Source organism: Acinetobacter sp. BWR-L5 (assembly GCF_039655985.1).
Lineage (GTDB): Bacteria > Pseudomonadota > Gammaproteobacteria > Pseudomonadales > Moraxellaceae > Acinetobacter > Acinetobacter johnsonii.
Window position 1 is genome coordinate 200638 of the sequence record NZ_JAGFEV010000004.1, and the last position, 24972, is coordinate 225609.

General features: G+C 42.5%; 28 protein-coding genes and 3 tRNA genes. 15 read left to right on the forward strand and 16 right to left on the reverse strand.

Translation table 11 applies throughout. The features are described from left to right. The first annotated feature begins 67 nt into the window (after nt 1–67). The 3 genes from JZ787_RS08830 to JZ787_RS08840 all read left to right on the forward strand — a co-directional run bounded on the left by JZ787_RS08830 (nt 68) and on the right by JZ787_RS08840 (nt 416). Nucleotides 68–143, forward strand: a tRNA-Lys gene (locus tag JZ787_RS08830). A 19-nt stretch (nt 144–162) separates the two neighbouring features. Next, nucleotides 163–238 (forward strand) — tRNA-Lys (locus JZ787_RS08835). A gap of 102 nt (nt 239–340) precedes the next feature. Continuing rightward, nucleotides 341–416: transfer RNA gene (locus JZ787_RS08840), tRNA-Lys, on the forward strand. 143 nt (nt 417–559) lie between these two features. Here JZ787_RS08840 and JZ787_RS08845 read toward each other — a convergent pair. Then, a complete protein-coding gene (locus JZ787_RS08845) occupies nt 560–1204 on the reverse strand; it encodes a hypothetical protein (RefSeq protein WP_346312144.1) in 645 nt (214 codons plus the stop codon). A gap of 284 nt (nt 1205–1488) precedes the next feature. On the opposite strand from JZ787_RS08845, the gene JZ787_RS08850 reads away from it, so the two are divergent. Beyond that, entirely contained in the window at nt 1489–1764 is a 276-nt protein-coding gene (locus tag JZ787_RS08850) for a PspC domain-containing protein (protein ID WP_004692583.1), read from the forward strand. A gap of 94 nt (nt 1765–1858) precedes the next feature. On the opposite strand, the gene JZ787_RS08855 is transcribed toward JZ787_RS08850, so the two are convergent. Together JZ787_RS08855 and JZ787_RS08860 are read right to left on the reverse strand one after the other, a co-directional pair. Further along, nucleotides 1859–2956 (reverse strand): HPP family protein, encoded by a 1098-nt coding sequence (locus JZ787_RS08855; RefSeq protein WP_346312145.1) that lies wholly within the window; start codon nt 2954–2956, stop codon nt 1859–1861. A 110-nt stretch (nt 2957–3066) separates the two neighbouring features. Further along, nucleotides 3067–3480: a lysozyme inhibitor LprI family protein gene (locus JZ787_RS08860; RefSeq protein ID WP_346312146.1), complete on the reverse strand. Its 414-nt coding sequence runs from the start codon at nt 3478–3480 to the stop codon at nt 3067–3069. A 260-nt stretch (nt 3481–3740) separates the two neighbouring features. On the opposite strand from JZ787_RS08860, the gene glyQ reads away from it, so the two are divergent. The 6 genes from glyQ to JZ787_RS08890 all read left to right on the forward strand — a co-directional run bounded on the left by glyQ (nt 3741) and on the right by JZ787_RS08890 (nt 10263). Further along, the gene (glyQ, locus tag JZ787_RS08865; RefSeq protein ID WP_010325817.1) at nt 3741–4730 is read left to right on the forward strand and encodes a glycine--tRNA ligase subunit alpha; all 990 of its coding nucleotides are present in this window, start codon (nt 3741–3743) and stop codon (nt 4728–4730) included. Further along, nucleotides 4730–6799 carry a glycine--tRNA ligase subunit beta gene (glyS, locus tag JZ787_RS08870; protein ID WP_346312147.1) on the forward strand — a complete coding sequence of 690 codons (2070 nt, stop codon included), beginning with the start codon at nt 4730–4732 and terminating at the stop codon, nt 6797–6799. Before glyQ ends, glyS begins: the two co-directional genes overlap by 1 nt. 411 nt (nt 6800–7210) lie before the next feature. Continuing rightward, entirely contained in the window at nt 7211–8047 is an 837-nt protein-coding gene (locus tag JZ787_RS08875) for a hypothetical protein (RefSeq protein WP_168158030.1), read from the forward strand. A gap of 272 nt (nt 8048–8319) precedes the next feature. Then, complete coding sequence (locus tag JZ787_RS08880) at nt 8320–8709, forward strand: hypothetical protein (protein ID WP_004978867.1); 390 nt, start codon at nt 8320–8322, stop codon at nt 8707–8709. A gap of 299 nt (nt 8710–9008) precedes the next feature. Then, nucleotides 9009–9530, forward strand: a complete 522-nt coding sequence (locus tag JZ787_RS08885) for a hypothetical protein (RefSeq protein ID WP_159152984.1) — start codon at nt 9009–9011, stop codon at nt 9528–9530. Nucleotides 9531–9699: 169 nt separating this feature from the next. After that, the gene (locus JZ787_RS08890) at nt 9700–10263 is read left to right on the forward strand and encodes a hypothetical protein (protein ID WP_159152983.1); all 564 of its coding nucleotides are present in this window, start codon (nt 9700–9702) and stop codon (nt 10261–10263) included. A gap of 48 nt (nt 10264–10311) precedes the next feature. On the opposite strand, the gene JZ787_RS08895 is transcribed toward JZ787_RS08890, so the two are convergent. The 3 genes from JZ787_RS08895 to JZ787_RS08905 form a co-directional block, all read right to left on the reverse strand. Then, nucleotides 10312–11268 (reverse strand): 2-hydroxyacid dehydrogenase, encoded by a 957-nt coding sequence (locus tag JZ787_RS08895; RefSeq protein WP_346312148.1) that lies wholly within the window; start codon nt 11266–11268, stop codon nt 10312–10314. A gap of 124 nt (nt 11269–11392) precedes the next feature. Beyond that, the gene (locus tag JZ787_RS08900) at nt 11393–11587 is read right to left on the reverse strand and encodes a hypothetical protein (protein WP_159152981.1); all 195 of its coding nucleotides are present in this window, start codon (nt 11585–11587) and stop codon (nt 11393–11395) included. Nucleotides 11588–11707: 120 nt separating this feature from the next. Then, nucleotides 11708–12994: a hypothetical protein gene (locus JZ787_RS08905; RefSeq protein WP_234950767.1), complete on the reverse strand. Its 1287-nt coding sequence runs from the start codon at nt 12992–12994 to the stop codon at nt 11708–11710. 122 nt (nt 12995–13116) lie between these two features. Here JZ787_RS08905 and JZ787_RS08910 point away from each other — a divergent pair, with 122 nt between their 5' ends. Both JZ787_RS08910 and JZ787_RS08915 read left to right on the forward strand, forming a co-directional pair. Then, a complete protein-coding gene (locus tag JZ787_RS08910) occupies nt 13117–13896 on the forward strand; it encodes a class I SAM-dependent methyltransferase (protein ID WP_346312149.1) in 780 nt (259 codons plus the stop codon). A gap of 12 nt (nt 13897–13908) precedes the next feature. Next, the gene (locus JZ787_RS08915) at nt 13909–14469 is read left to right on the forward strand and encodes a hypothetical protein (RefSeq protein WP_346312150.1); all 561 of its coding nucleotides are present in this window, start codon (nt 13909–13911) and stop codon (nt 14467–14469) included. Nucleotides 14470–14527: 58 nt separating this feature from the next. On the opposite strand, the gene JZ787_RS08920 is transcribed toward JZ787_RS08915, so the two are convergent. Genes JZ787_RS08920 through JZ787_RS08930 form a run of 3 tightly spaced genes read right to left on the reverse strand, consistent with a single transcriptional unit; the run spans nt 14528 to nt 16871 of the window. Continuing rightward, a complete protein-coding gene (locus JZ787_RS08920; protein ID WP_062035103.1) occupies nt 14528–14938 on the reverse strand; it encodes a GFA family protein in 411 nt (136 codons plus the stop codon). 58 nt (nt 14939–14996) lie between these two features. Continuing rightward, nucleotides 14997–16208, reverse strand: coding sequence for a TIGR03862 family flavoprotein (locus JZ787_RS08925; protein WP_346312151.1), 1212 nt, complete (start codon nt 16206–16208; stop codon nt 14997–14999). 3 nt (nt 16209–16211) lie between these two features. Continuing rightward, a complete protein-coding gene (locus JZ787_RS08930; protein ID WP_346312214.1) occupies nt 16212–16871 on the reverse strand; it encodes an SAM-dependent methyltransferase in 660 nt (219 codons plus the stop codon). An 85-nt stretch (nt 16872–16956) separates the two neighbouring features. Between JZ787_RS08930 and JZ787_RS08935 the strand changes: the two genes are divergently transcribed. Then, nucleotides 16957–17130 carry a DNA gyrase inhibitor YacG gene (locus JZ787_RS08935; RefSeq protein ID WP_004692619.1) on the forward strand — a complete coding sequence of 58 codons (174 nt, stop codon included), beginning with the start codon at nt 16957–16959 and terminating at the stop codon, nt 17128–17130. A gap of 165 nt (nt 17131–17295) precedes the next feature. Further along, nucleotides 17296–17475, forward strand: coding sequence for a hypothetical protein (locus JZ787_RS08940; RefSeq protein WP_184117806.1), 180 nt, complete (start codon nt 17296–17298; stop codon nt 17473–17475). A gap of 51 nt (nt 17476–17526) precedes the next feature. Here the strand turns inward: JZ787_RS08940 and JZ787_RS08945 are convergent, their stop codons facing one another. The 5 genes from JZ787_RS08945 to JZ787_RS08965 all read right to left on the reverse strand — a co-directional run bounded on the left by JZ787_RS08945 (nt 17527) and on the right by JZ787_RS08965 (nt 21960). Beyond that, nucleotides 17527–18171 (reverse strand): MBL fold metallo-hydrolase, encoded by a 645-nt coding sequence (locus JZ787_RS08945; RefSeq protein ID WP_004978841.1) that lies wholly within the window; start codon nt 18169–18171, stop codon nt 17527–17529. A gap of 12 nt (nt 18172–18183) precedes the next feature. Next, nucleotides 18184–19206: a ferrochelatase gene (gene hemH, locus JZ787_RS08950; RefSeq protein ID WP_234950771.1), complete on the reverse strand. Its 1023-nt coding sequence runs from the start codon at nt 19204–19206 to the stop codon at nt 18184–18186. A gap of 68 nt (nt 19207–19274) precedes the next feature. Further along, complete coding sequence (locus JZ787_RS08955) at nt 19275–20300, reverse strand: DUF4062 domain-containing protein (RefSeq protein WP_087011252.1); 1026 nt, start codon at nt 20298–20300, stop codon at nt 19275–19277. 131 nt (nt 20301–20431) lie between these two features. Beyond that, nucleotides 20432–21301: a glutamate racemase gene (murI, locus tag JZ787_RS08960; RefSeq protein ID WP_224467591.1), complete on the reverse strand. Its 870-nt coding sequence runs from the start codon at nt 21299–21301 to the stop codon at nt 20432–20434. Nucleotides 21302–21348: 47 nt separating this feature from the next. Beyond that, the gene (locus tag JZ787_RS08965; protein WP_183174630.1) at nt 21349–21960 is read right to left on the reverse strand and encodes a DUF1285 domain-containing protein; all 612 of its coding nucleotides are present in this window, start codon (nt 21958–21960) and stop codon (nt 21349–21351) included. A 191-nt stretch (nt 21961–22151) separates the two neighbouring features. Here JZ787_RS08965 and JZ787_RS08970 point away from each other — a divergent pair, with 191 nt between their 5' ends. After that, nucleotides 22152–23864, forward strand: coding sequence for an electron transfer flavoprotein-ubiquinone oxidoreductase (locus JZ787_RS08970; protein ID WP_346312152.1), 1713 nt, complete (start codon nt 22152–22154; stop codon nt 23862–23864). Nucleotides 23865–24017: 153 nt separating this feature from the next. Here JZ787_RS08970 and JZ787_RS08975 read toward each other — a convergent pair whose 3' ends face one another. Beyond that, nucleotides 24018–24545 carry a hypothetical protein gene (locus JZ787_RS08975; RefSeq protein ID WP_218288774.1) on the reverse strand — a complete coding sequence of 176 codons (528 nt, stop codon included), beginning with the start codon at nt 24543–24545 and terminating at the stop codon, nt 24018–24020. A gap of 72 nt (nt 24546–24617) precedes the next feature. After that, entirely contained in the window at nt 24618–24875 is a 258-nt protein-coding gene (gene tusA / locus JZ787_RS08980; RefSeq protein WP_004692640.1) for a sulfurtransferase TusA, read from the reverse strand. Nucleotides 24876–24972: the final 97 nt, after the last annotated feature.

Consider the following 24972-nt stretch of genomic DNA (forward strand, 5'->3'; position numbering starts at 1 on the left):
ACAAGTTTGCGATTTTTTACTTGCGCTCGATGCATATCTTGCTACAATACGCTCCATCAAATGATATGGGTCGTTAGCTCAGCTGGTAGAGCAGCGGACTTTTAATCCGTTGGTCCCGCGTTCGAATCGCGGACGACCCACCATTCCTTTGATACCCTTGATGGGTCGTTAGCTCAGCTGGTAGAGCAGCGGACTTTTAATCCGTTGGTCCCGCGTTCGAATCGCGGACGACCCACCATCTTTCTTGTAAAATCTAATTTTACAAACCTGCTCAGGTTCGAATGCTTTAAAAATTTCTTTTTTAAACTTTCAGCGAATACTCTTTCGCACACCTTGCTCAGGGTCGTTAGCTCAGCTGGTAGAGCAGCGGACTTTTAATCCGTTGGTCCCGCGTTCGAATCGCGGACGACCCACCATTTATTTAAATCCTCTTTAATTGCATTGATATGACATTTATTTAGCGACACGCTATTTAAGTCATAAAATTCGCACGCTGTTCATTTCTTCACTATTTTTATTCTTCAGTCTTATTCTGTTGCTTTACCCAATTCCATTTTAACTATGACTTAGGCTCACGCTTTAAGGTATACGCACGCTCTAATTTCGGAAAACCTCGTGCATACAATTTTTGGTTAGTGGCATCTAGATTATTACTTTTATCTAAATCCATTTGCAGCGTTTGCGAATCCACCACGCGATAATAAAAATTAATCCCCTCTTTACGATGGACGATCAGCTCGGTTCGCTCTTTATTCATGGTCCATGTATCACGGCGATAACTTAAGCTTGAAAGTCCAGGGCGCTGTTTTTCCGAAAAGACCTTACCTAAGCGCACAATACTACGATGCACCGTACCATCGGGTAAAAAATTGAGAATAAAATCAGCCTTTCCCGTTTCACAAGGGAAAAAATAACCATCACATTGAATTTGTGTGCGATAACGCCCAATGAACTGCTGTTCACGAATATCAAGCGTACGAGGTGCATACTCCGAATCATCTTGCATGGTTGCCCGTCCTGCCACCTCAGTCAGCCTCTTCCCCGACTCAGCCGTAACAGCAGCGTCCTCTACCGTGCTATTTTCATGTTGTTGTGACGCCTCCGACAGCCCACCATCACAGCCAGCTAACGATACACCGATTAGCGCCACCGCTCCTTGCAGTAATGCGCCAATCAAACCCTGATGCTTTCGTTTCAACTTCATTCCACACTCACTTCCTGCACGTGATTAATCTCCATAACCATCACGAATATTCCATCCTGACCTTTTGTGTTTTTTCAGATTCAAATGACTTGCTGACTTTAAGCCGCTGGCTAAACGCCAAATAGAGCACATTTTAATCCTGATCAAAACCCCAGCTTTTATCTCTTTACATAACTTTACTTTTTAATTAGCTCCGTCACCTTTAAAAACTTAATTCCATCTCCATTTTTAAATTATGAGTGCAAAAAGCCACTTATTAGATTTTAATTTTTAAGGAGACCTAGATGGCCAATGTTGGTTTATATCGCTCAAACCGCTCAAACATGATTGCTGGTGTGATGGGCGGTATTGCTGAACGTTTTGGTTGGAACGCAAATTTACTTCGTATTGTTTTCATCACCATTTCACTGTTAAGTGCAGCATTCCCCGGAATTTTGGTTTACCTGATTCTTTGGTTGGTGATGCCAAAACAAAAAGACCAAATCGAGCATTCTCCACAGGCCCGATCTGGTTATAGCAATACAATGCGTACCGTTAATCCAGATCATCGCAACCCATAAGCGCACATCTTTCGTCTCAAAAAGTTTCTTTTTATGCTACGACAACTTCCCCCAAAGTGTCGTAGCTTTTTTTTGCCTACGACACTCACATGACTTAACGATGTTGTAACAGACGATACAAGGCTGCAATCATATCGGCACGGCTAATGATACCGACCAAAGCCTTGTTTTCAACCACAGGAATATAGTTAAAAGAACGTTCAACAAAGTATGGGATCAGATCTTGCAGTTCTTGATCTGGCTGTACCGTGACTACCTGACGCTTCATAATATGTTTGACTTGATCTTGCCAAGAAGTACGTAAATCCGTTGCCTTTTGGAACCACTCGACCACTTCATATAAAGCCAAGGTACCGCATACTTGTTCAGCTCGATTTAACACAGGTAAACTCATCAGATTGACCTGTTTAAATTTTTCCACAGCGACTTGAATGTCTTCATCTTCATATAAACACAGGACATCTTTACTCATAATGTCCCGACAGCGTAGGTCTATATGAAAGCGAGTATCGGCCTGTGCTTGAGCTTTTAAAATCAGTTTTTGTAAATCATATTCACTGATGTCGAGCAACTGTGTTTCTTGGGCTAAAACTTGATGAATATCTTCAGGTTGAATCGTGACCTTCTGGGTTGGGGTCGGGTCGGTGCTACGCGTATTGACTTGTGCCACAGTTGGGTATTGTTTCCCGAGCAATCGGTTGAACGCAATCGCAATCACGAGAAGCAAGATCGAGTTAAGTAGAACAGGATAAAACACAAATTGATACCCTAACTCGTGTACCGTCTCACCTCCCAGCACCGCTGTAATCGCCACAGCACCACTCGGTGGATGCAAAGAATCTGTCGTCATCATCAAAATAATCGACAAAGCCACAGCAACACTAAATGCTTCTGTTAAGTTGGAAATATAGAGTGCGCAGGTCACCCCAATGACGGCTGCAATCGTATTCCCAATCACAATATTCCATGGCTGAGCCAAAGGACTGGCTGGTACAGCAAAAAGCAATACCGAGGACGCACCCATCGGGGCGATATACCATGCATTGATCCCACCCAAAAGCCACCAACTTATGAGTGAAGACAGTGCTAATCCCAACAATGCACCTAAACCACAGAGCATTCTTTCCTTTAGCGGTAACACTTTAAAATTCGGTTTTAAGGTATTTAACCATTCAAGTTGCATATGAAACACAGCCACCCTTCTACTTTTTCGCACTTAACCGGTGCAAAATTATACGTGGTCTCACCAATAAGATGCATCTATTTTACATCTTATTTTTATGAGTAATTCTACTGAATTCTTTAGTGAACGTATTGCTGTAACTGTACAACCCGTTCAGCATACTGCTGCATAGGACAAAAAGCATACATAGGCGATCCAACATACTGGCCTGCATTATCACACTCTTGTTCAACATAGGCTTTCCACAAGCGTTGTGATTTCAAAATGGCTTGATAACGTTCAGGCTGCTGCCATTCGGCACTTTGCACCCGTATTTGATCGAGTAATGCCACAATTTGCTTTTCGTAGCCCTGTTTGGCTTGATCCGCACAAATTTGTACCACGCTATTGTTAATCCCTGCCAGTTGCTGCTCTTGAATGGTTTGCTCGACACATTGATTATAAACATCCAGCTCGGCCTCTTGCTGCTGTGCGTGAACCGCTCCACTGAACGTAGCCAGCAGAACAAGGATCTGAAGATAAAATTTTGGCATGGGGGTGCTCTTGGTTTTATTGTGCAGAAATTTAATATAGCAAACTCGGGCAATTTGGCTCAAACCAGAGAAAAGACGGTCTATGTAATACACGCAGCTCAATCTTTTTCAACATACAAAAATCGTGCTATCTGACTTCTCTCACGCAACCACCACAGTTAAATTTTTAAATGAATGAATCCTGCTGAACCCTTTGCCACTCCTCTGCAAAATCCTTATACTTAGAGCCAATTTTTTCTTATATTTATAATGGATGCTGCATGAGTCGCGCCATATCGCATATTGATACATTCCAAGGCTTAATTCTTGCCTTACAAAACTACTGGGCTGAACAAGGTTGTGTCATTTTACAACCTTACGATATGGAAATGGGTGCAGGAACATTCCACACTGCAACATTCTTACGCGCACTTGGGCCTGAAACTTGGAACGCAGCATACGTTCAACCCTCACGCCGTCCTAAAGATGGTCGTTATGGTGAAAACCCAAACCGTTTACAGCACTACTACCAGTTCCAAGTGGTACTGAAACCAAACCCAGATAATATCCAACAACTTTACCTAGACTCGTTAAAAGCCATTGGTATTGATACCCTTACTCACGATATTCGTTTCGTAGAAGACAACTGGGAATCTCCAACTCTCGGCGCTTGGGGCTTAGGTTGGGAAGTTTGGCTCAACGGTATGGAAGTGACTCAGTTTACTTACTTCCAGCAAGTCGGTGGTGTTGAATGCTACCCAGTGACGGGTGAAATCACTTACGGTCTTGAACGTTTGGCAATGTACCTACAAGGTGTCGATTCAGTTTACGATCTTGTTTGGACGAAAGGTCAGTTTGGTACAGTCACTTATGGTGATGTATTCCATCAAAATGAAGTTGAGCAATCAACCTATAACTTCGAATACGCACCAGTCGACAAAATGTTTGAATTATTTGACTTCTATGAAGCCGAAGCATCTCGTTTAATTGAAGCAGAATTACCACTTCCTGCCTATGAACAAGTGATTAAAGCATCACACAGCTTTAACTTGCTCGATGCACGTGGTGCAATTTCTGTGACTGAGCGTCAACGCTATATTTTACGTGTACGTACTTTGGCGCGTTCAATTGCGCAAAGTTATGTGGCGGCTCGTGCCAAACTTGGTTTCCCAATGGCAGAACCACATTTACGTGATGAAGTTTTAGCGCAACTGAAAGCTCAGGTTGAAGCAGAAGCAGCTCAAGCAGAAAAATCAGCGGAGAACAAATAATGTCTAAACATACAGTTTTATTTGAACTTGGCTGTGAAGAACTTCCTCCAAAAAGCTTAAAAACTTTACGTGATGCCTTGCAAGCTGAAACAGAAAAAGGTTTAAAAGATGCAGGCTTGGCTTTTGATTCTATCGAAGCCTATGCAGCGCCTCGTCGTTTGGCATTGAAAATTATCAATGTCGATGCTGCGCAAGCAGATACTCAAAAACGTTTTGACGGCCCTGCTGTACAAGCTGCTTATGATGCAGAAGGCAAGCCAACCAAAGCGCTTGAAGGCTTTATGCGTGGTCAAGGCATTACTGCGGATCAAGTTTCAACGTTCCAAGCAGGTAAAGTTGAAAAAGTTTGCTACCTAAAAGATGTGCAAGGTCAAAGCCTTGATGTTTTACTACCACAAATTTTACAAACCGCTTTGGATAACCTTCCAATCGCAAAACGTATGCGTTCTGCGGCAAGCCGTACTGAATTCGTGCGTCCTGTAAAATGGGTTGTGTTGCTTAAAGACAATGATGTTGTTGATGCAACCATTCAGGATCATAAAGCAGGTAATGTGACTTATGGTCATCGTTTCCATGCACCTGAAGCGATTACTTTAGCCAATGCAGATGCTTATTTAGATGCGCTTCGCGCTGCAAAAGTTGTAGCGAATTTTGAAGAACGCCAAGCGATCATTGATCAACAAGTGAAAGCTTTGGCTGATGAAGTGAATGCAATTGCGATCGTTCCAAGCGACCTTCGTGATGAAGTAACCGCATTGGTTGAATGGCCTGTTGCGCTTCGTGCGAGCTTTGAAGAACGCTTCCTTGCTGTGCCTCAAGAAGCATTGATCACCACCATGCAAGACAACCAAAAGTATTTCTGTTTGGTAAATGCTGACAATAAACTTCAACCTTACTTCATTACTGTTTCAAATATTGAGTCTAAAGATCCGACTCAAATCATTGAAGGGAATGAGAAAGTTGTACGCCCTCGTTTGTCTGATGCAGAATTCTTCTTCTTACAAGATCAAAAACAACCACTTGCATCTCGTAAAGAAAAATTAGCCAATATGGTTTTCCAAGCACAGTTAGGTACGCTTTGGAATAAATCTGAACGTATTGCTAAATTGGCTGTGGCTTTATCTGCAATCACAGGTGCAAATCCTGCGGATGCTGAAAAAGCGGCACTTCTTGCAAAATGTGATTTAACGTCTGAATTGGTCGGTGAATTCCCTGAACTTCAAGGGATTGCAGGCACTTACTATGCACGTATTGAAGGCGAGAATGATGAAGTTGCTGAAGCTTTAGGTGAGCAATATTTACCTAAATTTGCAGGCGATGTTTTACCGCAAACTAAAACTGGCACTACGATTGCCCTTGCTGACCGTTTAGATACGCTGACTGGTATTTTCGGTATTGGTCAAGCGCCGACAGGTTCGAAAGATCCGTTTGCTTTACGTCGTTCTGCGATTGGTATTTTGCGTTTAGTGACTGAAAACAATCTTGATGTTTCAATTGAAGAACTCATCAAGCTTGCTTTGGCTGCTTATGGCGATGTATTGAAAGACCATGACAAGACTTTGGCAGATGCTGTTGCGTTCCTTGAAGGCCGTTACCGTGCGAAATATGAAGACCAAGGCGTTGCAGTTGATGTGATTCAAGCGGTTCAAGCACTTTCTCCAAAATCACCACTTGATTTTGATAAGCGCGTGACTGCGGTAAATCATTTCCGTAGTTTGCCTGAAGCTGCTGCTTTGGCTGCTGCGAATAAGCGTGTTGCGAATATCTTGGCGAAAGAAGCTGCACCTACGGGTGAAATTGTCGAATCTAAGTTAGTTGAAGATGCTGAAAAAGCACTTTATGCAGAGATTCAAGCTATCCTGCCTGTGGTTCAACCGCTTTTGGCTGCAAAAGACTACACCGCTGCACTTTCTAAGTTAGCTGCGCTGCGTGCGCCAATTGATGCCTTCTTCGATGGTGTCATGGTGATGGCAGATGATGCTGAATTAAAAGCAAACCGTTTACGTTTATTGGCGCAGTTACGTGGCTTGTTTACCAGTGTTGCGGATATTTCAGTGTTGCAGCACTAAGCCTTAATTGGTTATGAATTAAAAAACCTGCTAGAAATAGCGGGTTTTTTTAATACTAAGAATAAATCAGCAGTAATCATAATAAACCTCACCAATTAAAAACTTTTAAGCAAAAGATGCTGATCTCGTAGTGTCTTGGAAGCTAACTGCTTACATTTATTAGTTCAATTGCGGGATTTGTTTTACTGGTGTTTCCGATATTTCAATGTTGCAGCACTAATCTGAATTGTTGAAATAAAAGATTTGCTTTAAGGCCTACTTTTTAATGAGCTTACTTTAAAAATAATTAATAAGAACCATTAACAATAAGTTGCAATGAAACCTCCTTCCTTCTACTATTCAATACTATAACTATTTAAAAAATAGCTAGTTATAAACTTTATACTTTAAAATCCAGCATAGTTAATTTATATGAAATACCACATCTTATTTTCTTTACTCGCAACTACATTCGTAATCACAGGGTGTACCACTACAAAATCAATCAAATATCCAGTCCATGGACAGAACACAACCATTTCCGTATCTTCAGAACAAATATCTGCCATGACAGAGTCAGGCGCTGGAGATTATTTTATTAGTGATAGCCAAATCACCGTTGGAGATGCAAGTAAGGCTACGTCTAATCCTGCGGCAAGTGCATTTGGTTTAATTGGTATGGGTATTGCGACAGCAATAGAGAAAAATACAAATGCTTCTGCTATTTCTAAAAGTAGCTTAAAACAAGCAATTAAATTTGATGATTTAACAAATGCTAAAATCAATCAAGCTCAAGCGGAACATACTGTTGATCCTTCTCTCAAAATTCTTGCGATCAACCAAGTCTCAGAAATTAAAGTTGTTCCATATGCACGTATCTCATTTAAAGAAACACCTCTAGTTTCTGTTAATTTTGGTTTGAAAACGGAATTTAAGAATTCCGCAAGCAACCAATCATCGGCAAAACGTTTTTATAGTTATATGAGTAAAACCAGTGTTCCTTTAAGTGAATGGGATAGCAGCAACAATGCACTCTTTAATCAAAAAGCAGATCAGGCTTTCAATGCTTTAGCTAAAGCATTTATTTTAGATGCTCAACATCAATTAAACTTAAGTGTTTTCAGTGAATCGAAACAAAAAACTTGCCAAAATAACAAAGATGGACTGAACTTAAGCTTTGTCGAGGCGCCAGAGGATATCTGTATTGGTGTATTAAAAGATAAGAAAGGCAAAACCTTTGAAGGTCTACTTTTTGTAGTTGAACAATAAGCCTAAAAAGGTTCTTCAAGCATAAGAAGATACTATATTCAGTGTCTTCTTATGCCGAATGCTTATAAGCGCTTTTAATTATGTAATTCATTCATCATTTAATCTATTTCAGAAAACACAAAGAAAAATAGAAGTAACTTTTTCTAATTCTTTAATATCAAAATCGCTCATATTTTAGTAAACAGTAAAATAGTGATGTCATTAAAATTTATAGCCAACCCTATCTCATTTCCCTATACTCAACCTAACAACTCGCAACAAGAACGAACCTTATGAAATTAAAAACTGTACTTTTCGCTACTTTTGCTGCCCTTTCTATTACAGCATGTACATCTCAACCAACGATTCCACAGTTGACAGCGGGGGTATTACAAGAAGTCCAAGATATTGAAGTTTATCCAGACACAACCAATAACAAAGCAAAACTGACCAAATTTGAAGACAAATGCGTCATCGAATTTACTGGCAACCTCAAAGCAGGCAAAGTCGTAGAACAGTGGGCGTTCCGTGACTACACCCTCATCACAGGTGGCTCAGCAACCTTTGCACTCGATGGCACCAGCACAGCAACCAAATTTGAATTACACGATGCAGAAGTACAGAAAAACTTCCTCGCACTACGTAATCACTTTGCAAAAGAAGCCTTAGCTCAATGTAACTAAGCAAATCGTCATCACTGGTGCAATATCAGTGATGACTTTCTCTCAAATGCCTTTCGCTTCGTGTCCTTTACTCTGATACCACTCTCCATATTCTTTACATTTAAAACAACGACCACGCATAAACTTACATAATTCTAATGAATTAACTGAACGACACAATTTTCAGCCCATTGTTCATGCGCTGTTGCCGCATTGTGCGACTTTCATATCAAACGCTATTTTTGAGCTCATTTCTGTCTATGATGACTGCTGTTCTGAACTCCTCATCGGGTTCTGTCATAAGAGGTAGAAAATCAAAGATGAAAGTTTTAACAAAGACACTCACCGCTTCGGCTTTAACCACTGCACTTTTAGCTTCCACTTCCCTATTTGCAAATACCACAGCCAATACATCGGCCAATGTTCAAGTTCAAACCTCGCAGCCAAGCGTATTGCAAAACTTAAAACATGATGTCAAACATGCCGCGCATGCGACAGGTGAAACGGTTGAGCATGGTGTCGACAAAACCAAAGCATTCAGCAAAGAAAAATGGCAAGACACCAAAGAATTTTCAGCTGAAAAATCTGCTGTCGTAAAAGATAAGGCTGGTGACGTTAAACACTCTGTTGAGCATAACACCAAAAAAAGTGGTCACTATATAGCGGATAAAGCGAAACAAGGCCAACAAGCGACCAAACAAAAATGGCAGGAAACTAAGCAGGCTGTCAGTGGTCAACCTAAACGTGCTGACGTAAATGGGCAAGCCCAAGTGGAACTAGATACACCTGTTGCTAAAGCCAAAGTCGGTTCATCGACCGATGCTGCTGTTGGCGCGAAGTAGAAAGTTAAACTCCTCCAGAGTTGAGAGAGCCCACATGCTGGGCTCTTTTTTTTAGCTATATACGTTTGCAAACTAAGCTTGTTTACAACCAAGCACATGAAATTCACACAAAGAGGCTTTATGCTAAAACGCTGATTTATGCACGATAGCCCAAGAGGTACACTGCTCTATGAACATGATGAAAACAACACTCTTCTGCGCTCTTTTAATGACAACAGCAGGTGTATGGGCACAAACAGAAACCACCACTCAGCAAGCACAAAAGCCAATTACACCTTATGGTAAAAACCCCAATATCTTTCATGTCTGGGCTTATAAAACTCAAGAAGGTGTGATTAACACGGCGGAAAAAGTCGGGACAGCAACAGAAAAAGGCATCCAAAAAATTCGCCCTTCTGCACACCAAGCCTTAGACAGTGCAAAAACCATCACCAACAACACCGCAGAACAAGCCAAAGAAACAGGACAGCAAGTTACCCAAAATGTGAATAAAAAGCTGCATGAAACCAAGCAAGTGATTACTGGTCAAACGGATCAACCCGCCCCCATTTACCAAGGTAGTTTAAGTCAACCGTCATCAGCACCCGTAGATGCTCCTGCGGTTCAAACACCGTCAGCCTCATCTCCACAGCCTGTCACCCCCCAAACAGTGAATGAACCCACGATTACCCAAGCACCATCTTCCTTTACACCAGCCCAAGCAGAAGAAGAAATTAAAGTGACTAAGCTTTAATAGCAAAAGCCCGTCATCTGACGGGCTTTTTCGTTGTCATTATTTGCTTTAATTCACCCGACGGATTGGCTGCCCTGCTTGAAAAGCTTGAGCATTTTCCACTAACTGCTGCACCATGCGTTGACGTGCATCGACACTGCCCCACGCACTGTGTGGTGTAATGATTAAATTCGGCAGACCAACCTCCAATAAAACATTGCCCTCTTTAGGTGGCTCAACGGTTAGTACATCAGTTGCTGCGCCTGCAATTTCACCCTGTTTTAATGCGTCTGCCAAGGCAGCTTCATTCACAATTCCACCCCGTGCACAATTAATTAAAAAGGCACTTTTTTTCATTTTTGCGAAAGCTTGAGCATCGATCAGGTCACGTGTGTCATCGGTTAATGGACAATGCAGACTGACAAAATCCGATTGCGCCAGCAAGTCATCAAAGCCCACTCGTGTTGAGTCAGCATGTGGACGGTTTGGCAAATTGCCCACTAAAACCCGCATGCCAAATGCTTCAGCGAGTTTAGCCACTGCCTGCCCCAATTCGCCATAACCTAAAATGCCCAATGTCTTGCCGGAAAGTTCGATAATTGGGTAGTCTAATAGACAAAACTGAGAAGCTCTATTCCATTCGCCCTGCTGCACCGCACGGTCATATTGCAAGCATGAGGTTGCAAGGTTAAGCATCAACATCAAAGTGTGCTGTGCCACCGCTGCCGTGCCATAACCCTGACAATTACACACCACAACACCTTGCGCTTTGGCTTGCTGCAAATCGATGTTATTGGTGCCAGTGGCAGAGATTAAAATCAACTTTAACTGAGAGCATTGTTTTAGGGTATCGGCATCCACCATTACTTTGTTGCTAATAATCACATCTGCATCTTGTACACGGGCGACAAGTGTCTCAGCATCGGTACTTGGGTAAAGGATCAGTTCATCAAAAACAGCATGCAGTGCTTGAAAGTCCAAATCATTTTTATCTAAGGATGCATAATCTAAAAATACGGCTTTCATTGCTCACGTCCAATTGTTCTGCATAATGATAGAGCGCTTATTTAAACTAACTCAGCCCCTTTTTTCAATGTAAACACTGTCTTGACCACCTAAAAATATCCGCCACATACAGAAAAAAAGCCTGCTATTTAACGGGCTTATTACGATGAATACGAATAGAAATACTGATTTGTTTAATCACATAAAACGTCAGGATCAGTAAGAGAATCAGGCCACCACCGAATGTCAGATAAGCTGGGTCTAAACTTTGTGCCTGTACGCTTTGTGATGTTGAAATAAACAGTAATGTTATAAATACAGCCGACCAATGTCTTTGCATTGCTTCCACCCTATTTGATCTTTATCCGTATTGTTTAAAAGATAAACAATACTTTCATATTAAAGCAAATAGGACGGAAAACAAGCGCTTGGCCTTAGACCAAAGCCCTATATGAATAAATCACATAAACACATCTGACTCAGCATCGCTTGACACCAAAAACTGCGCTGTTTCTGGAATATCTTCGACCAAATCAAAGCCACCATATTCATCACAGCTAAAGTTAAACTGCTTATAACTAATCAGATAATAATCACTGTATTTTTTCATTAACAATGGATGCATTCCAGCGCCCAATTCGGCTTGTTCATGCACCAACTTCATGATCTGTCTGTCATTCATGACGATGGTATAGCGCATATCGTTATAGTAAATGTGTACTAGTCCATTACCCTTGGCAAAAATCGGCAGCAGAAACTTATGATTCAGCGCAATGGCATCTGGTGCATAGCTTTCAATCTTTTGACTGATCATATTGAACACCAAACCATGTCCAAAACTATCCATCAACTGACAGCTATTTTCTTGCGGCAAGTTGACCTGAATACCCAGTTTCAGCAGATCGGTCTGGCTCACTTGTCGATTGCTGAGTAACTCGCGGATAATGCTTTGTTTTAGCTTGGCATCAAAAAATTGACCATCTAACTCAAGCTCATTATTTTTCAGAATTCGTCCTAAAGAAAAGCGATGACGCGGCAACAAGTTTTCGATCACTTTACGATAGTAAAACTTACTGTTCTTTTTCACTTCACGAATTTTTTTATAAAAATACGGCGCATCAAACTCATGACGTAAGAAATCGTGCAACAAATCTGAACTGGCCAAAACCGCAATCGCATCATGCCCTGTAAAAGGCAAGTTCAACGTTCTCAGATTCGGCACGACCGTTTGTAATTTTTCATAATGCGCACGGTCTTCAGGGCAGTAAGGGTCATAAATAACAATGTATTCACACTCTGCCGAGACATCCTTCGGCTGAACCTGCATATCATGGTTCAGCTCAGGCTGATAGAACATGTTATAGCGGTTATCCGCCACCTGTTCAGGGTCGATCGAATACTGCGGCACCAAAGCCACTACGCGCTTAAAACCAAGCAGTTTAGAATATTTAATCGCAGCATAGCCGCCCATTGACCCTGCATAGGCAATGCGGGTTTGAAAGGGGGCAATCCAAGCGCGAATTGCCTCTAACATCGCCAACATCGAAGACTCTGGAAACCATGACTTTTGTTTTGGCATAATGCCAACCACATTGAAGCCAAACTTCGCTAGCGACTTTTCTGCATTGATCGACGTTCCCTTGGCGCGAGTAATCAGATCGCCAAAAGAGAAAATAAGTTCGTCCGATGAACCCTGTAAAAAAATGACACGAATCTGTTCGTCTTCAAAAATAATTTGTTTCGCCATGTCCATGCTGAGAGATTTCATTCCTATAAAGTGAGGTCATGTTCGTTCCATACAGCATAAGCGATTTCATCGAACCAAATGTGTTATTTTATAGATGCAGAGCAGATAAAAAAGCGCAAAATATGACACAATTACTCCATCCTGCAGCACAACACGGGTTTAGCGCAGCTGCTGAACTTTATCAACAAGTGCGTCCAAGTTATCCACAAGAGATCCATGCTTGGCTCACCGAGCAACTGCATTTAAACGTAAATTCACGTGTGATTGATCTTGCCTCGGGTACAGGAAAGTTTCTGCCTTATCTGATTCCACATAGTGGACAGCTCACTGCCATCGAACCTGTTACCGAAATGTTAGCTCAACTCAAACTAGCCTATCCACAGGTCGAAACATTACAAGCCTTTAGTGACCATCTTCCCCTACCATCGCAAAGTATCGATGCAGTTTTATCTGCGCAGGCCTTCCACTGGTTTGCCAATCTGGACAGTTTAAAGGAAATTCACCGTGTCCTAAAACCGCAAGGGCATTTGGGCTTGGTCTGGAACCAACGCGATACTCAAGTCGACTGGGTCAATGCTCTGGCAGAACGGCTCTCTCCATTAGAAGGAGGGACTCCACGTTATCATAGTGGATTGTGGCAAAAAGTCTTTGAACATCAACACTTATTTCAACTCAAAAGCCTGCATCAGTTTGCACAGCAGCAAACAGGTACAGTAGAACAAGTCGTCTCAAAACGTCTCCTTTCGACCAGCTTTATTGCCGCAATGCCTAAGGCGCAACAGCAGGATTTAAAACATCAGTTTGAGCAAATTGTGCTGCAGTACACAGGTAAACAGCCACAGGACGAAATCAGTTTTCCTTACATCACCTATGCCTATCACTTTCAAAAAATAGCAGAATAATAGGACACCGATATGAACCCACATACTCTTTCATTGAAACAGGTTCTACTGCCGCTTCTTTTAGGTGGCAGCTTAATCCTCACAGGCTGTAACAAAGCCAATCAATCTGCTGAGCAAGACACGCTTTCAAGCGATGATAAAATTCTGCAAGAACTCAGCTCAGAACCTGTCAAAAGTTTTGCAAAAACAGCCAATGATCCGCACGATATTGCGCTCTTGGTCGACTATGACCAGCGCTTTAGTAGCATGAGTGATGAAATGGAAGATGAACTCATGAAAATGCGTGAGGCAGGCACGCTCACGGATGAATTTGCAAAAACACGCAAACAAGACAACATTCAGTCTGCACTGAATATGCTGAAGGCACTGGATTTAAAAACAGAACAAGGGCGCTACATTCAAACTTTGATGTACCAATATTGGGATAACCAAGCCAAAATCATCCAAGATAAAGCCGCAGCACCACATGACAACGTGAAAGGCCTCGGTGAGCTCATTCATGCTCAAGAGCAGCTTGAACACTGGCAGTCGCAGTATCCTAAAGCTCAAGATACGATGTCGACAGGCTACTAACTCAATCGCAGACAAAGAAAAGGGATCCGATGATCCCTTTTACTTATATCTATTCTAATTATGGGCGTTCAGCATATTGTGGTAATGCATCACAAATGTTGTCCCACTCGGCTTGAGATGCCACAAAAATATGCTGCGTCGGCTTTTGCTGTAACGGGGTATCTAAAGTTCCAATACGCAAACGGTAAAAGTCAGGTGTTTCAGCTTTAATACTGACAAGAGGTGAACCACAGTTGCCACAGAAACAGCGCTCTGTGCCTGCACTCGATGCATATTTTTTTACAACGTCCTGACCAGAGGTCAGTTTAAAATCCGCCTTAGCAATCGGTGCATTGGTTGCATATGCCGTTCCATTGGCCTTGCGACATTTTTGACAATGGCATTGAATAATATCGCCAATCGGCCCATCAATTTGATAAGTCACTGCACCGCATAGGCAGCTGCCCACATACTGCTGAAGATCCGACATCATGATGCTCCTTGAATTTTTTATTCAAATTAGCACAGCTGATTTTCAGTTGCATCGCTTATGGCGAATTTTTTGCCACATTCAAATACTGCATCACGCCCTCACCTGCGGCACGTCCGGTTGCAAAACATGCAGTGAGTAAATAGCCCCCTGTGGGTGCATCCCAGTCCAACATTTCCCCACATAAAAAAACGGCAGGATTGGATTTTAATTGTAGCTGCGAGCTTAGGCCTTCACGGCGCACACCGCCAGCACAACTAATGGCTTCTTCAATCGGACGAAAACCAGTTAAAGGAACCTGTAATTGCTTCACCTGCTGAGCCAATTGTTCAGGGTGATTCCAGTGATCTTTTGCAACCAACTCTCGCACTAAACTTGCCTTGGCTGCATCTAAACCTGCTTTACGCCAAATATTACTTAAAGACTGTTTTTTTGTGGGTTTCAAACGCACAGCCAATTCTTGAACCGTGACATCAGGCAGTAAATCAAGCGTTAACGCTAAAGGTTGGAGTTGTTTTTGCTGCGCACGCAGCGCTCGACCTTGCTTATAGACCAAACCACTTTCTAGGCCATAATGGGTGATGACGATATCGCCCATACTTTTTTCCGCATCGCCCACCCATGCTGTGATACGTTTCAGTGGCTGCCCAAAGACGGGTTGCATATAGGTAGACCATTGATGTTCTACCCCAGCATTGCTGGCTTGAAAAGGCTCAATTTCATCGGCCTCCAACCAGTTTTGCCATGCGCCATCACTACCGAGCTGAGACCATGACACTGCTCCGCAAGCCAAGACGATCGCATCATAGTTCTGGCTGTGCACTTGATCGCTAAGCAAAGACTTGATTTCAAGTGTATGTTCTTTGAGGCTGAGGCATTGATGACGATAGTAAAACTTGACGCCTGACTCAACCAAGCGTTTCAACCATGCACGCAATAAAGGCGCGGCTTTCATTTCAATCGGGAAAATACGACCAGACGTTCCGACATAGGACACAATGCCTAAACTTTTCATCCATGCCTGAATCCAGTTGGCATCCCACTTACGAATCCAAGGTGCCAACCATTCTGCTTGATCATAACGACCTATAAACTGCTCCACAGGTTCAGCATGAGAGATATTTAGTCCTGTTTTACCCGCCATCAGGAACTTACGTGCAGCAGATGGTTTTTGTTCATACACATCGACCTGAACATCATATTGGCTCAACACTTCTGCTGCCATCAAACCGGCTGGGCCCGCCCCAATAATTGCAATACGCTTTGGCATGATTTATTCAGCTTGATCCGAAGCTTGCGCCTGCGGGTTCTGACCTTGCAAAGCCTGAAACGCGTCAAAACGCGTGCGATAACCTTCAGGTTTGGTGATGATTAACTGTTGGCAGAGCTCGCCTCGTTCTAAATATTTAATTTCAAAATGCGTGCGCGCTGAGCTATCTACAATGCGCTCTTTCACAAACGGTAACTTCCACACCTCAATCAACTGTTGCTGTGCTTCTTCAATATATTCTGGAATATTGCTGGCTAAAGTAATTTGTCCGCCCACTTGTAAACGTGAAATCAGAAACTCAAAAAATGGCATATTCAACCAGCGCTGTGCAGGATTATGCGGTTCAGGGTTGGGATAAAGAATAAAAAACTGTTCAACCTGCTGCGGCTGCAAGGCATGTACCACCCACGGCAAGGCATCGGCATGTACCAGCTGTAAATTCTGCTGACCTTCTAAGCCATGTTGTTTCTGCATCGCCACAAACTTTTCACGGGTACGTTCAACCGCAATCAGCTTTTTCTCAGGATGATTGGCCGTAAACAATAAAGCATGTTTACCCTTGCCCGCCCCAATTTCCACACACAGTGGATCAGGACTGATCATTTGAAAATCACGAGGCGCATGCATACGCTGGGCTTGAAATTGACGAATCGGCATAATCAGATCAAACTAAGAAAAAACCGCATCAGTCTAACAACTGCCAACGTTTTTGCCTATTTCAATCCGAAAATTTTATCTGGAGTCGATCATGCCACACACTTTCCCTTGTCCCCGTTGTGGAGAAATGAGTCAATGGGAAGACAACGCCTTTCGTCCTTTTTGTTCTGAACGCTGCAAACTGATCGACTTAGGTGCATGGGCCAATGATGAATATCGCCTCCCAACGCAAGATGCACCGCAAGCAGAAAACTCAGAAGAATAAAATGTTTAATTTCATGATATTTTTCATATTTTAAGAGAAATTGTTCATTATTTAATATCTTAATATTCGCTTAAAAGGATCATTCGTCGACTATACTCCCCCAAAAATTGGTACATGCTCACAGCATGATCAAGTCACAAAAATAACATCCTAAAGGGGGATAAGATGAACATCCTGAGTAAGACTATTGTTTTAATTGGCGTTTTACTTGCGATCTGTCTATTCAGTTTTGGCATCTATATGCAAGATCTGTTGATCCTCTCGGTTGGACTATTAGTGGCCTTATTCTCCATCGTGTTGGCTCTCGAAACCCAACACATTTTGAATAATCCATTTCGCAAATAAAAAAGTCAGCAGCTGCTGACTTTTTTATTTTTTAATGAGACCTCAAAGCATTTAGCCTGCTTTTCCTGCCACAAAAGGGTTATGTTGTTTTTCAAAACCAATGGTACTGATTGGACCATGTCCTGAAATGAACTGCGTCTCATCGGGTAAGCTAAAGCATTCACGCTGAATAGAGTCAATCAGCTGCTGATGATTGCCACGCGGGAAGTCGGTACGACCAATGGAGCCTTTAAACAACACGTCGCCGGTCCAAAGCAGACCATAGTTTTTGTTATAAAACATCACATGACCCGGGGTATGTCCAGGGGCAAAACGTACTTCAAACGCTTCATTGCCCAGTTTAAGGACTTCACCGCCTTCAAGCCATGTCGTGACATCCACTTTTTCAGGAATAGGAAAACCATAACGCTGCGAGACTTCTTGGATCATATCCAACCAAAAGGCATCTTCTTTATGCGGGCCAATCACAGGGACATCCCACAGTTTTTTTAATGCTCCCACGGCTCCAGCATGATCTAAATGCCCGTGCGTCAACCACAGTGCTTTTACTGTCAAACCCAACGCTTCAATTTCTGCTTTAAGTTTCTCAGGCTCTCCACCTGCATCAATTAAAATTGCTTCTTTACTGTCACTGTCCCAAACAATGGAACAGTTCTGCTGAAATGCCGTTACAGGCACAATTTTAACTTGCAACATAGAGTGTCAACCTCAATTCGTTTTGCTGGCTAATGTCTGCTTTAAGGCATCAAGATTAGCCTGAACCAGTGTATTGAGCAATTGCAAATGATCTCCACGGCTGTTCAAGGCTGGAATATATTGATACCGCTCTCCACCTTGAGACAAAAACAATTCAGCATTCTGGATCGCCAGTTCCTCTAAAGTTTCTAAGCAATCCGCTGAAAACGCCGGACTCATAATTTGTACCGATTTCACCCCCTGCGCCGCCCATTCGGCCAGTAATACATCGGTATACGGTTTCACCCACTCTTGTTTGCCAAAACGGGACTGGAAACTGATTGCCCATTCATTCTCTGCCAGTCCTAATTCGGCTGCCACCAACTGTCCTGTGATACGGCAACGGTCGGCATAGGGATCACCTTTATCGGCATAAGGCTGTGGAATACCATGGAAAGACATTAACAGCTTTTCAGTCCCCCCATGTTCAGCACGGAAATCACGCACACTTTGCGCCAAAGCCTGAATGTATAAAGGGTGCTGATAATAATCACGAATAATGCTCAGCCCCGGCAAATTACGCTGCTTTGGAATCCACTTCGCGAAAGCATCATATAAAGGCGCGCTGGATGTCGCAGAGTACTGCGGAAATAAAGGAAAAAGGACAATATGATCTTGCGGGTTTTGACTCAACTCAGCAAGCAAAGGCTGAATGCCGGGATTACCATAGGTCATCGCAGGGACGATATTCAGCTCAAACTCAGGGTATTGCAAAATCAACTGTTGTTGTAACGCAGCCACTTGAGTCAGTAAAATTTCTCGCATTGGAGAATCGCTGCCCCACACCATGGCATAAGCATGGGCAACGCGTTTCGGGCGAAATGGCAAAATAAATAAACGGAGAATAATTTGCCAAAGCGGTTTGGGAATTTCAATCACCCGCTGGTCTGACAAAAACTGATCCAAAAAGCGACGCACTGCTGAAGCCGTCGGTGCATCAGGCGTTCCCAAATTTGCCAAAATAACAGTAACTTTTGCTTTTGTTGCAGTAGACATTCAGCCCTCGTGGCTCGTTTTCGAATGTCTTACTGTAACAGTTTTCAGTTCATTCTCTAAATGGATAACTACGAAGATTGAAATTGAAAAGGCCGATCCTTTTCCAATAAATTACTCTCCAAAAGTTTAGTCGCCTTCGGGGTCAACTGCCAAAGCATGCGCTGACGATCATCTCGACCCGACTGAACAATCCAATCATTTTGACGCATTTGCATTTTGATACTGTGCAAAGCACGAATATTAATTTGCGAGCGTGCAACAGCATGGGCACGCGGCATTTCTAGGCGTGCATCATTCAAACCAGTTTCGTTTAAATACTCATTTATACGTTTAGAGAAATACTCTTCAGGAGTTGGGTGAATAAAGGTTGTCCCCAAAACCGAGAGTAATTGCGCCCAAGTCATCTGCTTTTGAATTTTCAGCTCTTTAAAATTGCCATCTTGATAGGCATGCATCCGATAATCAAATGCAAAAAACTCATGCATAGCCACTTTGGGTAGAGACAAAAATGGATCGACTTCACGTTTACCCGCTTCAGTTTCAAGTTGCACCAGTTTGGCTTTGAGTTTATCTATTTCGTCATGCAAGACTTGAGTATTCTGCGGACGTACCCAACCGGACACAGGATAGCGCTCTAGCATTTGCGTCATATTCAAGCGAACGGCCATTTCCAAGTCACGCATGGTGCGATAAGTGAAAACCTGATCAACTTCGTTTTGCAGCAGTTTCCGAAACTCTTTGAATTTTTCACGCAGCTCAGCTTTGTCGTCATGTAAACATAACTCACGTGCATCAGGATCATCATGCATAAATACAATAATCGGCTTTTGTTTGGTGACCGCATAAATGTATTCAAGGTGCATATATCCCACCCCTGACACGGACTGTTCACCATATTTACTGCCCAGCAACAATATGACATAGTCACAGTCATCAATCTGACGACGTGCAAAAGCCGTTGAAAGTGGTGTCCGTTGTTCTAATCCCCAAGAAAAAAATCCCATGCCCACTAAAGTTTGGGCCAAAATGATCCGCTCTGGTTGCATCTCGCTTCCAGAAGTGGTTATAAACACTTGATAACGCTTATCGAGCATCGGTTATCCTCATTATTCTTCGCAGCATCCCATCCCCCAAATTCCATTAGATAGACACTGCGACTAACTCAAGCATATTAGGTTGCAATTTTTGACTATATATCAAAATACTCGACTTATTTGTTTAAAAATTAATCATATATGTTTGAAATAGTCCAATTTAGTTCTGGTTCAAGCAAAAGTTGTAAGATAGGTCTCAAACTTTCTGCATTATTTCCACTGACATAACACTCAATTCGAACATCACCATCATGATTTTGTTCAAATAATAACTCATTTTTGATTAAAATACGGGCTGTTTGTCGTGCAACTGCCAGTCCAGAGTCAATTAATGTCAGTTTCTGACCAAAAATAGATTGTATCGCTATTTTCAAAAAAGGGTAATGGGTACAGCCTAAAACTAAGTAATCTGCACCCTGATCAACAACCGGTTGTAAAATATCTTTTAACGTGGCTAAACATGCCGCACTCATCTGTGCGCCGCTTTCAACAAAAGGCACTAAATCTAAGCAGGTCACTGGAATCACCGTGACTCCCGAAGGTTGTGCAAACTTTTCCACCACATCTTTAATCAGCTGCCCGCGAAAGGTCGCAGGGGTCGCTAGAACGGCCACGGTTTTGGATTTGCTTTGCAATACCGCAGGTTTTAGGGCCGGAACCAGGCCGATAATCGGGAAATTGTCGCCATAGTGCTCGCGTAAATAATCCAAACTAAAGGCTGAAGCGGTATTACACGCCACAACTGCAACCTTACAGCCTTTGCGGTAAAGCCACTCAATCGCTTGTGCAGTCAATTCGCGAATATTTTGATCATCGCGCGGCCCATAAGGCACATGTGCTGTATCGGCAAAATAAATAAATCGTTCATGCGGTAAATGCTTGGCAATTTCTTGAGCGATGGATAAGCCGCCTATCCCCGAATCAAATATCCCGATTGGCGCATCGGCTGTCGCTTTTGGCATGGGGTTGATCAGAGGAAATAAGGGCTGAATGGCACTCATGAGAACTCGTTGCAGTATAAAGTTAAAAGATCAATCAAGCTTAAACCTCAGGTGCCTAATTGCAATAGCAAATCACCACTTTGTAAGCTCAGTTTGACCTGGCCCTCCGCATCGTCGCTTAGCTCACCCATTTCCACCAAATGAAAAAAAGCAGCACGCTGAATCAGTGCATTAATGCCAAAGCGAACATGTACATAAGGGCGTAGCTCCCCTTGGAAGGTACGCATAAAAATGGGATGGTCTTCATCGACGATCACTACATCCTGTGTGGTCGTCGTCAGTTGTAGGTAGATTTTTCCTGCGATTTCGACTTGATCGACCTGATTGACAAATAAAGGTTCATCTTCAACCTCGATTTCAATCTGCTCGACCGGAGTTTTGAGATAAAACTTATCTTCTTCTTTCCAAAGTACCGTTGCAAACAGCTCAATCATGGCTGGACGTTTGATCAATTGACCTTCGTGCCACCATTCTCCATTGGCTAAAACCTTCAAATCCATTGCACCACAATGCTTTGGGTGCCATTGATCTAAAGGGGGGATTGACCTTTTGTGACCGGACTGTCCATCTTTTATGTATTGTGCAATATCGGTTAAGTTTTTATTATCAGCAATAGCTACTTTTTTCGTCGGATTTGCTGAGTTGTGCTGCTTATCCATAAAATTCATGCCTGTCTGACGGAAAAATAATATGATTCAGCCAATTGGCTAGAACTCGGTTTAAACCTATACTAGCTCACAATATAAAAGACACGATGATAAATTTTGTGTCTGGGAACTAAGAACACTCATGGCAGCACCGTTCTTTGAGTCAAAACGGTTGCCACCTTTAACCATATGAGGAGTCCTACATGGAACACATCGAACGTGAATCGATGGAGTTTGACGTAGTCATCGTTGGCGCAGGCCCTGCAGGCCTTTCTGCTGCGATTAAAATTCGTCAACTTGCAATTGAAAACAACCTTAATGATCTGTCCGTTTGTGTCGTAGAAAAAGGCTCTGAAGTTGGTGCGCATATCCTTTCAGGTGCTGTGCTCGAACCGCGTGCGATCAATGAGTTGTTCCCAAACTGGAAAGAAGAAGGCGCGCCTTTAAATGTTCCAGTAACTGAAGATAAAACGTATTTCTTAATGTCTGCTGAAAAGTCACAAGAAGCGCCGCACTGGATGGTTCCTAAAACCATGCATAATGATGGCAACTATGTGATTTCACTCGGTAACGTGGTGCGTTGGTTAGGTCAAAAAGCTGAAGAATTAGAAGTTTCTATTTTCCCAGGTTTTGCTGCATCTGAAATTCTTTATCATGCCGATGGTACGGTTAAAGGTATCCAAACCGGGGATATGGGAATTGGTAAAGATGGTGAACCAACACATAACTTTACCCCAGGCTATGAACTACATGCCAAATATACGATTTTTGCGGAAGGCTGCCGTGGTCATTTAGGTAAGCGTCTGATTGCCAAGTTTGATCTCGATAAAAATGCAGATCCTCAACACTATGGTATCGGCATCAAAGAACTGTGGGAAATTGATCCCGCAAAACACAAGCCAGGTTTGGTGATGCACGGTGCAGGTTGGCCTCTAGCTGAAACCGGTTCTTCTGGTGGTTGGTGGTTATATCACGCTGAAAATAACCAAGTCACTTTGGGTATGATCGTGGATTTATCTTATGAAAACCCACACATGTATCCATTTGCAGAAATGCAACGCTGGAAAACGCATCCACTGATTAAGCAATATCTTGAAGGTGGTAAGCGTATTTCTTATGGCGCACGTGCTGTGGTGAAAGGTGGTTTCAACTCGCTGCCGAAGTTTACCTTCCCAGGTGGCTCTTTAATTGGTGATGATGCCGGCTTCCTAAACTTCGCTAAAATTAAAGGCTCACATACGGCCATGAAATCGGGCATGTTGTGTGGCGAAGCGGTATTCGAAGCGATTCAAGCTGGCGTTGAAAAAGGTGGTGACCTTGCCATTGCACGTGTGCTTGAAGGTGAAGACTTCTTTGCAAAAGAGTTAACCGCTTATACAGACAAGTTCAACAACAGCTGGTTAAAAGAAGAGTTATATCGTTCTCGCAACTTTGGTCCAGCAATGCACAAATTTGGCACGTTCGGTGGTGGTGCATTTAACTTCATCGACCAAAATGTGTTTAAGGTTCCGTTTACACTGCATGACTTAGTGCCTGACTTCAGTACACTGAAAACTGTAGATGCAGCAACAGTGAAACCGAACTATCCAAAACCAGATGGTAAGTTGACTTTTGACCGTTTATCTTCAGTATTTGTATCGAATACGGTGCATGAAGAAAATCAGCCAGCACACTTGAAACTGACTGATGCTTCTATTCCTGTAAATGTAAACTTACCAAAATGGGACGAGCCAGCTCAGCGCTACTGCCCTGCTGGTGTTTATGAAATTATGGAAGAGAATGATGGTTCGAAGCGTTTCCAAATTAACGCGGCTAACTGTGTACACTGTAAAACGTGTGATATTAAAGATCCATCTCAGAACATTACTTGGGTAACTCCTGAGGGTGGTGGTGGTCCGAATTACCCGAATATGTAATTCCTTACGACACGGCAAAGCGGTTGCTTTGCTAACCGTGTCTCATACCCGAACATGTAATGTTAAAACGGGGTTGCGCTGAAGTACATTTCCGAGCAAGTAATCGCTTTTTAGATTAAAAAAATCCCTTCAGCACTGAAGGGATTTTTTTAATTAATAGGCATCTGACTTTTTGCTAAAAACCATCACCGTTGGCCCTATCGCAGTATGCCCAACCCCATGATCTTGATAAATTTCAATCCGATAATCATCACACTGATAGACATATTTATTTTCAGCTTGTTTCCAGCCGTTTTGCGCCACCTGAAAGCGTTTTAATACTCGGCTTTTAAAAACATCTAAATCGGTTTCATACGTCGCAAGTGGCCCATCTAGAAAACTTAGACTGTATGAAATAATCATTTTAGAATGCGGATCGTAACGAATATGCTGAACCCAGCTCACACCAGCTTTTTTAATTTGTGTATCTATACCTTGTGCAAATTCAAACTGATAATTATCACCCCCTAAAATAACCGTTTTTGCAGTGGGATGATGCTGTTGAAATTCACGAATATGCTGTCCAATTTTTAAACCTGCAACATTCATCGTGCCTACAGGAACTTCACAAGATTTTGCCCAAGAAATTGAACAAAATAATGCAAAAATATGAGCCCATAAGAACACATTTATTCTTTTCATTCTGATTTCCTTGGATGAACTTGATTTCTTTTTCTTTACTCAAGCTCATTTTAAAAGGCTAAGACAAATGTCCTAACCCTTTTTAACTAAATAATGAAATTCTTTATTACCGTTTTCGTCTAAACGCTCTTCTTGCAGCAAAAGTTCATGCCCAAGATGCATACAAAATTTCGGAATATCCCATGAGGTGGAGTTGTCCGTTGCAAACACCTCCACTACATCTCCCGATTTAGACTTGCGAATGGCTTGATGCAACATCATCACAGGCTCTGGACAGCGTAAACCACGGGTGTTTAATTGGATGCTTGGGCTCACTTCCAAATCAGACATATATAAACTCAAAAATTTAAAAACTTGCCAATTTTAACACAACTGCCCATTTCGCATATCTGTTTGCATAGTTTGATGGTTGATGAACCTCATGTAT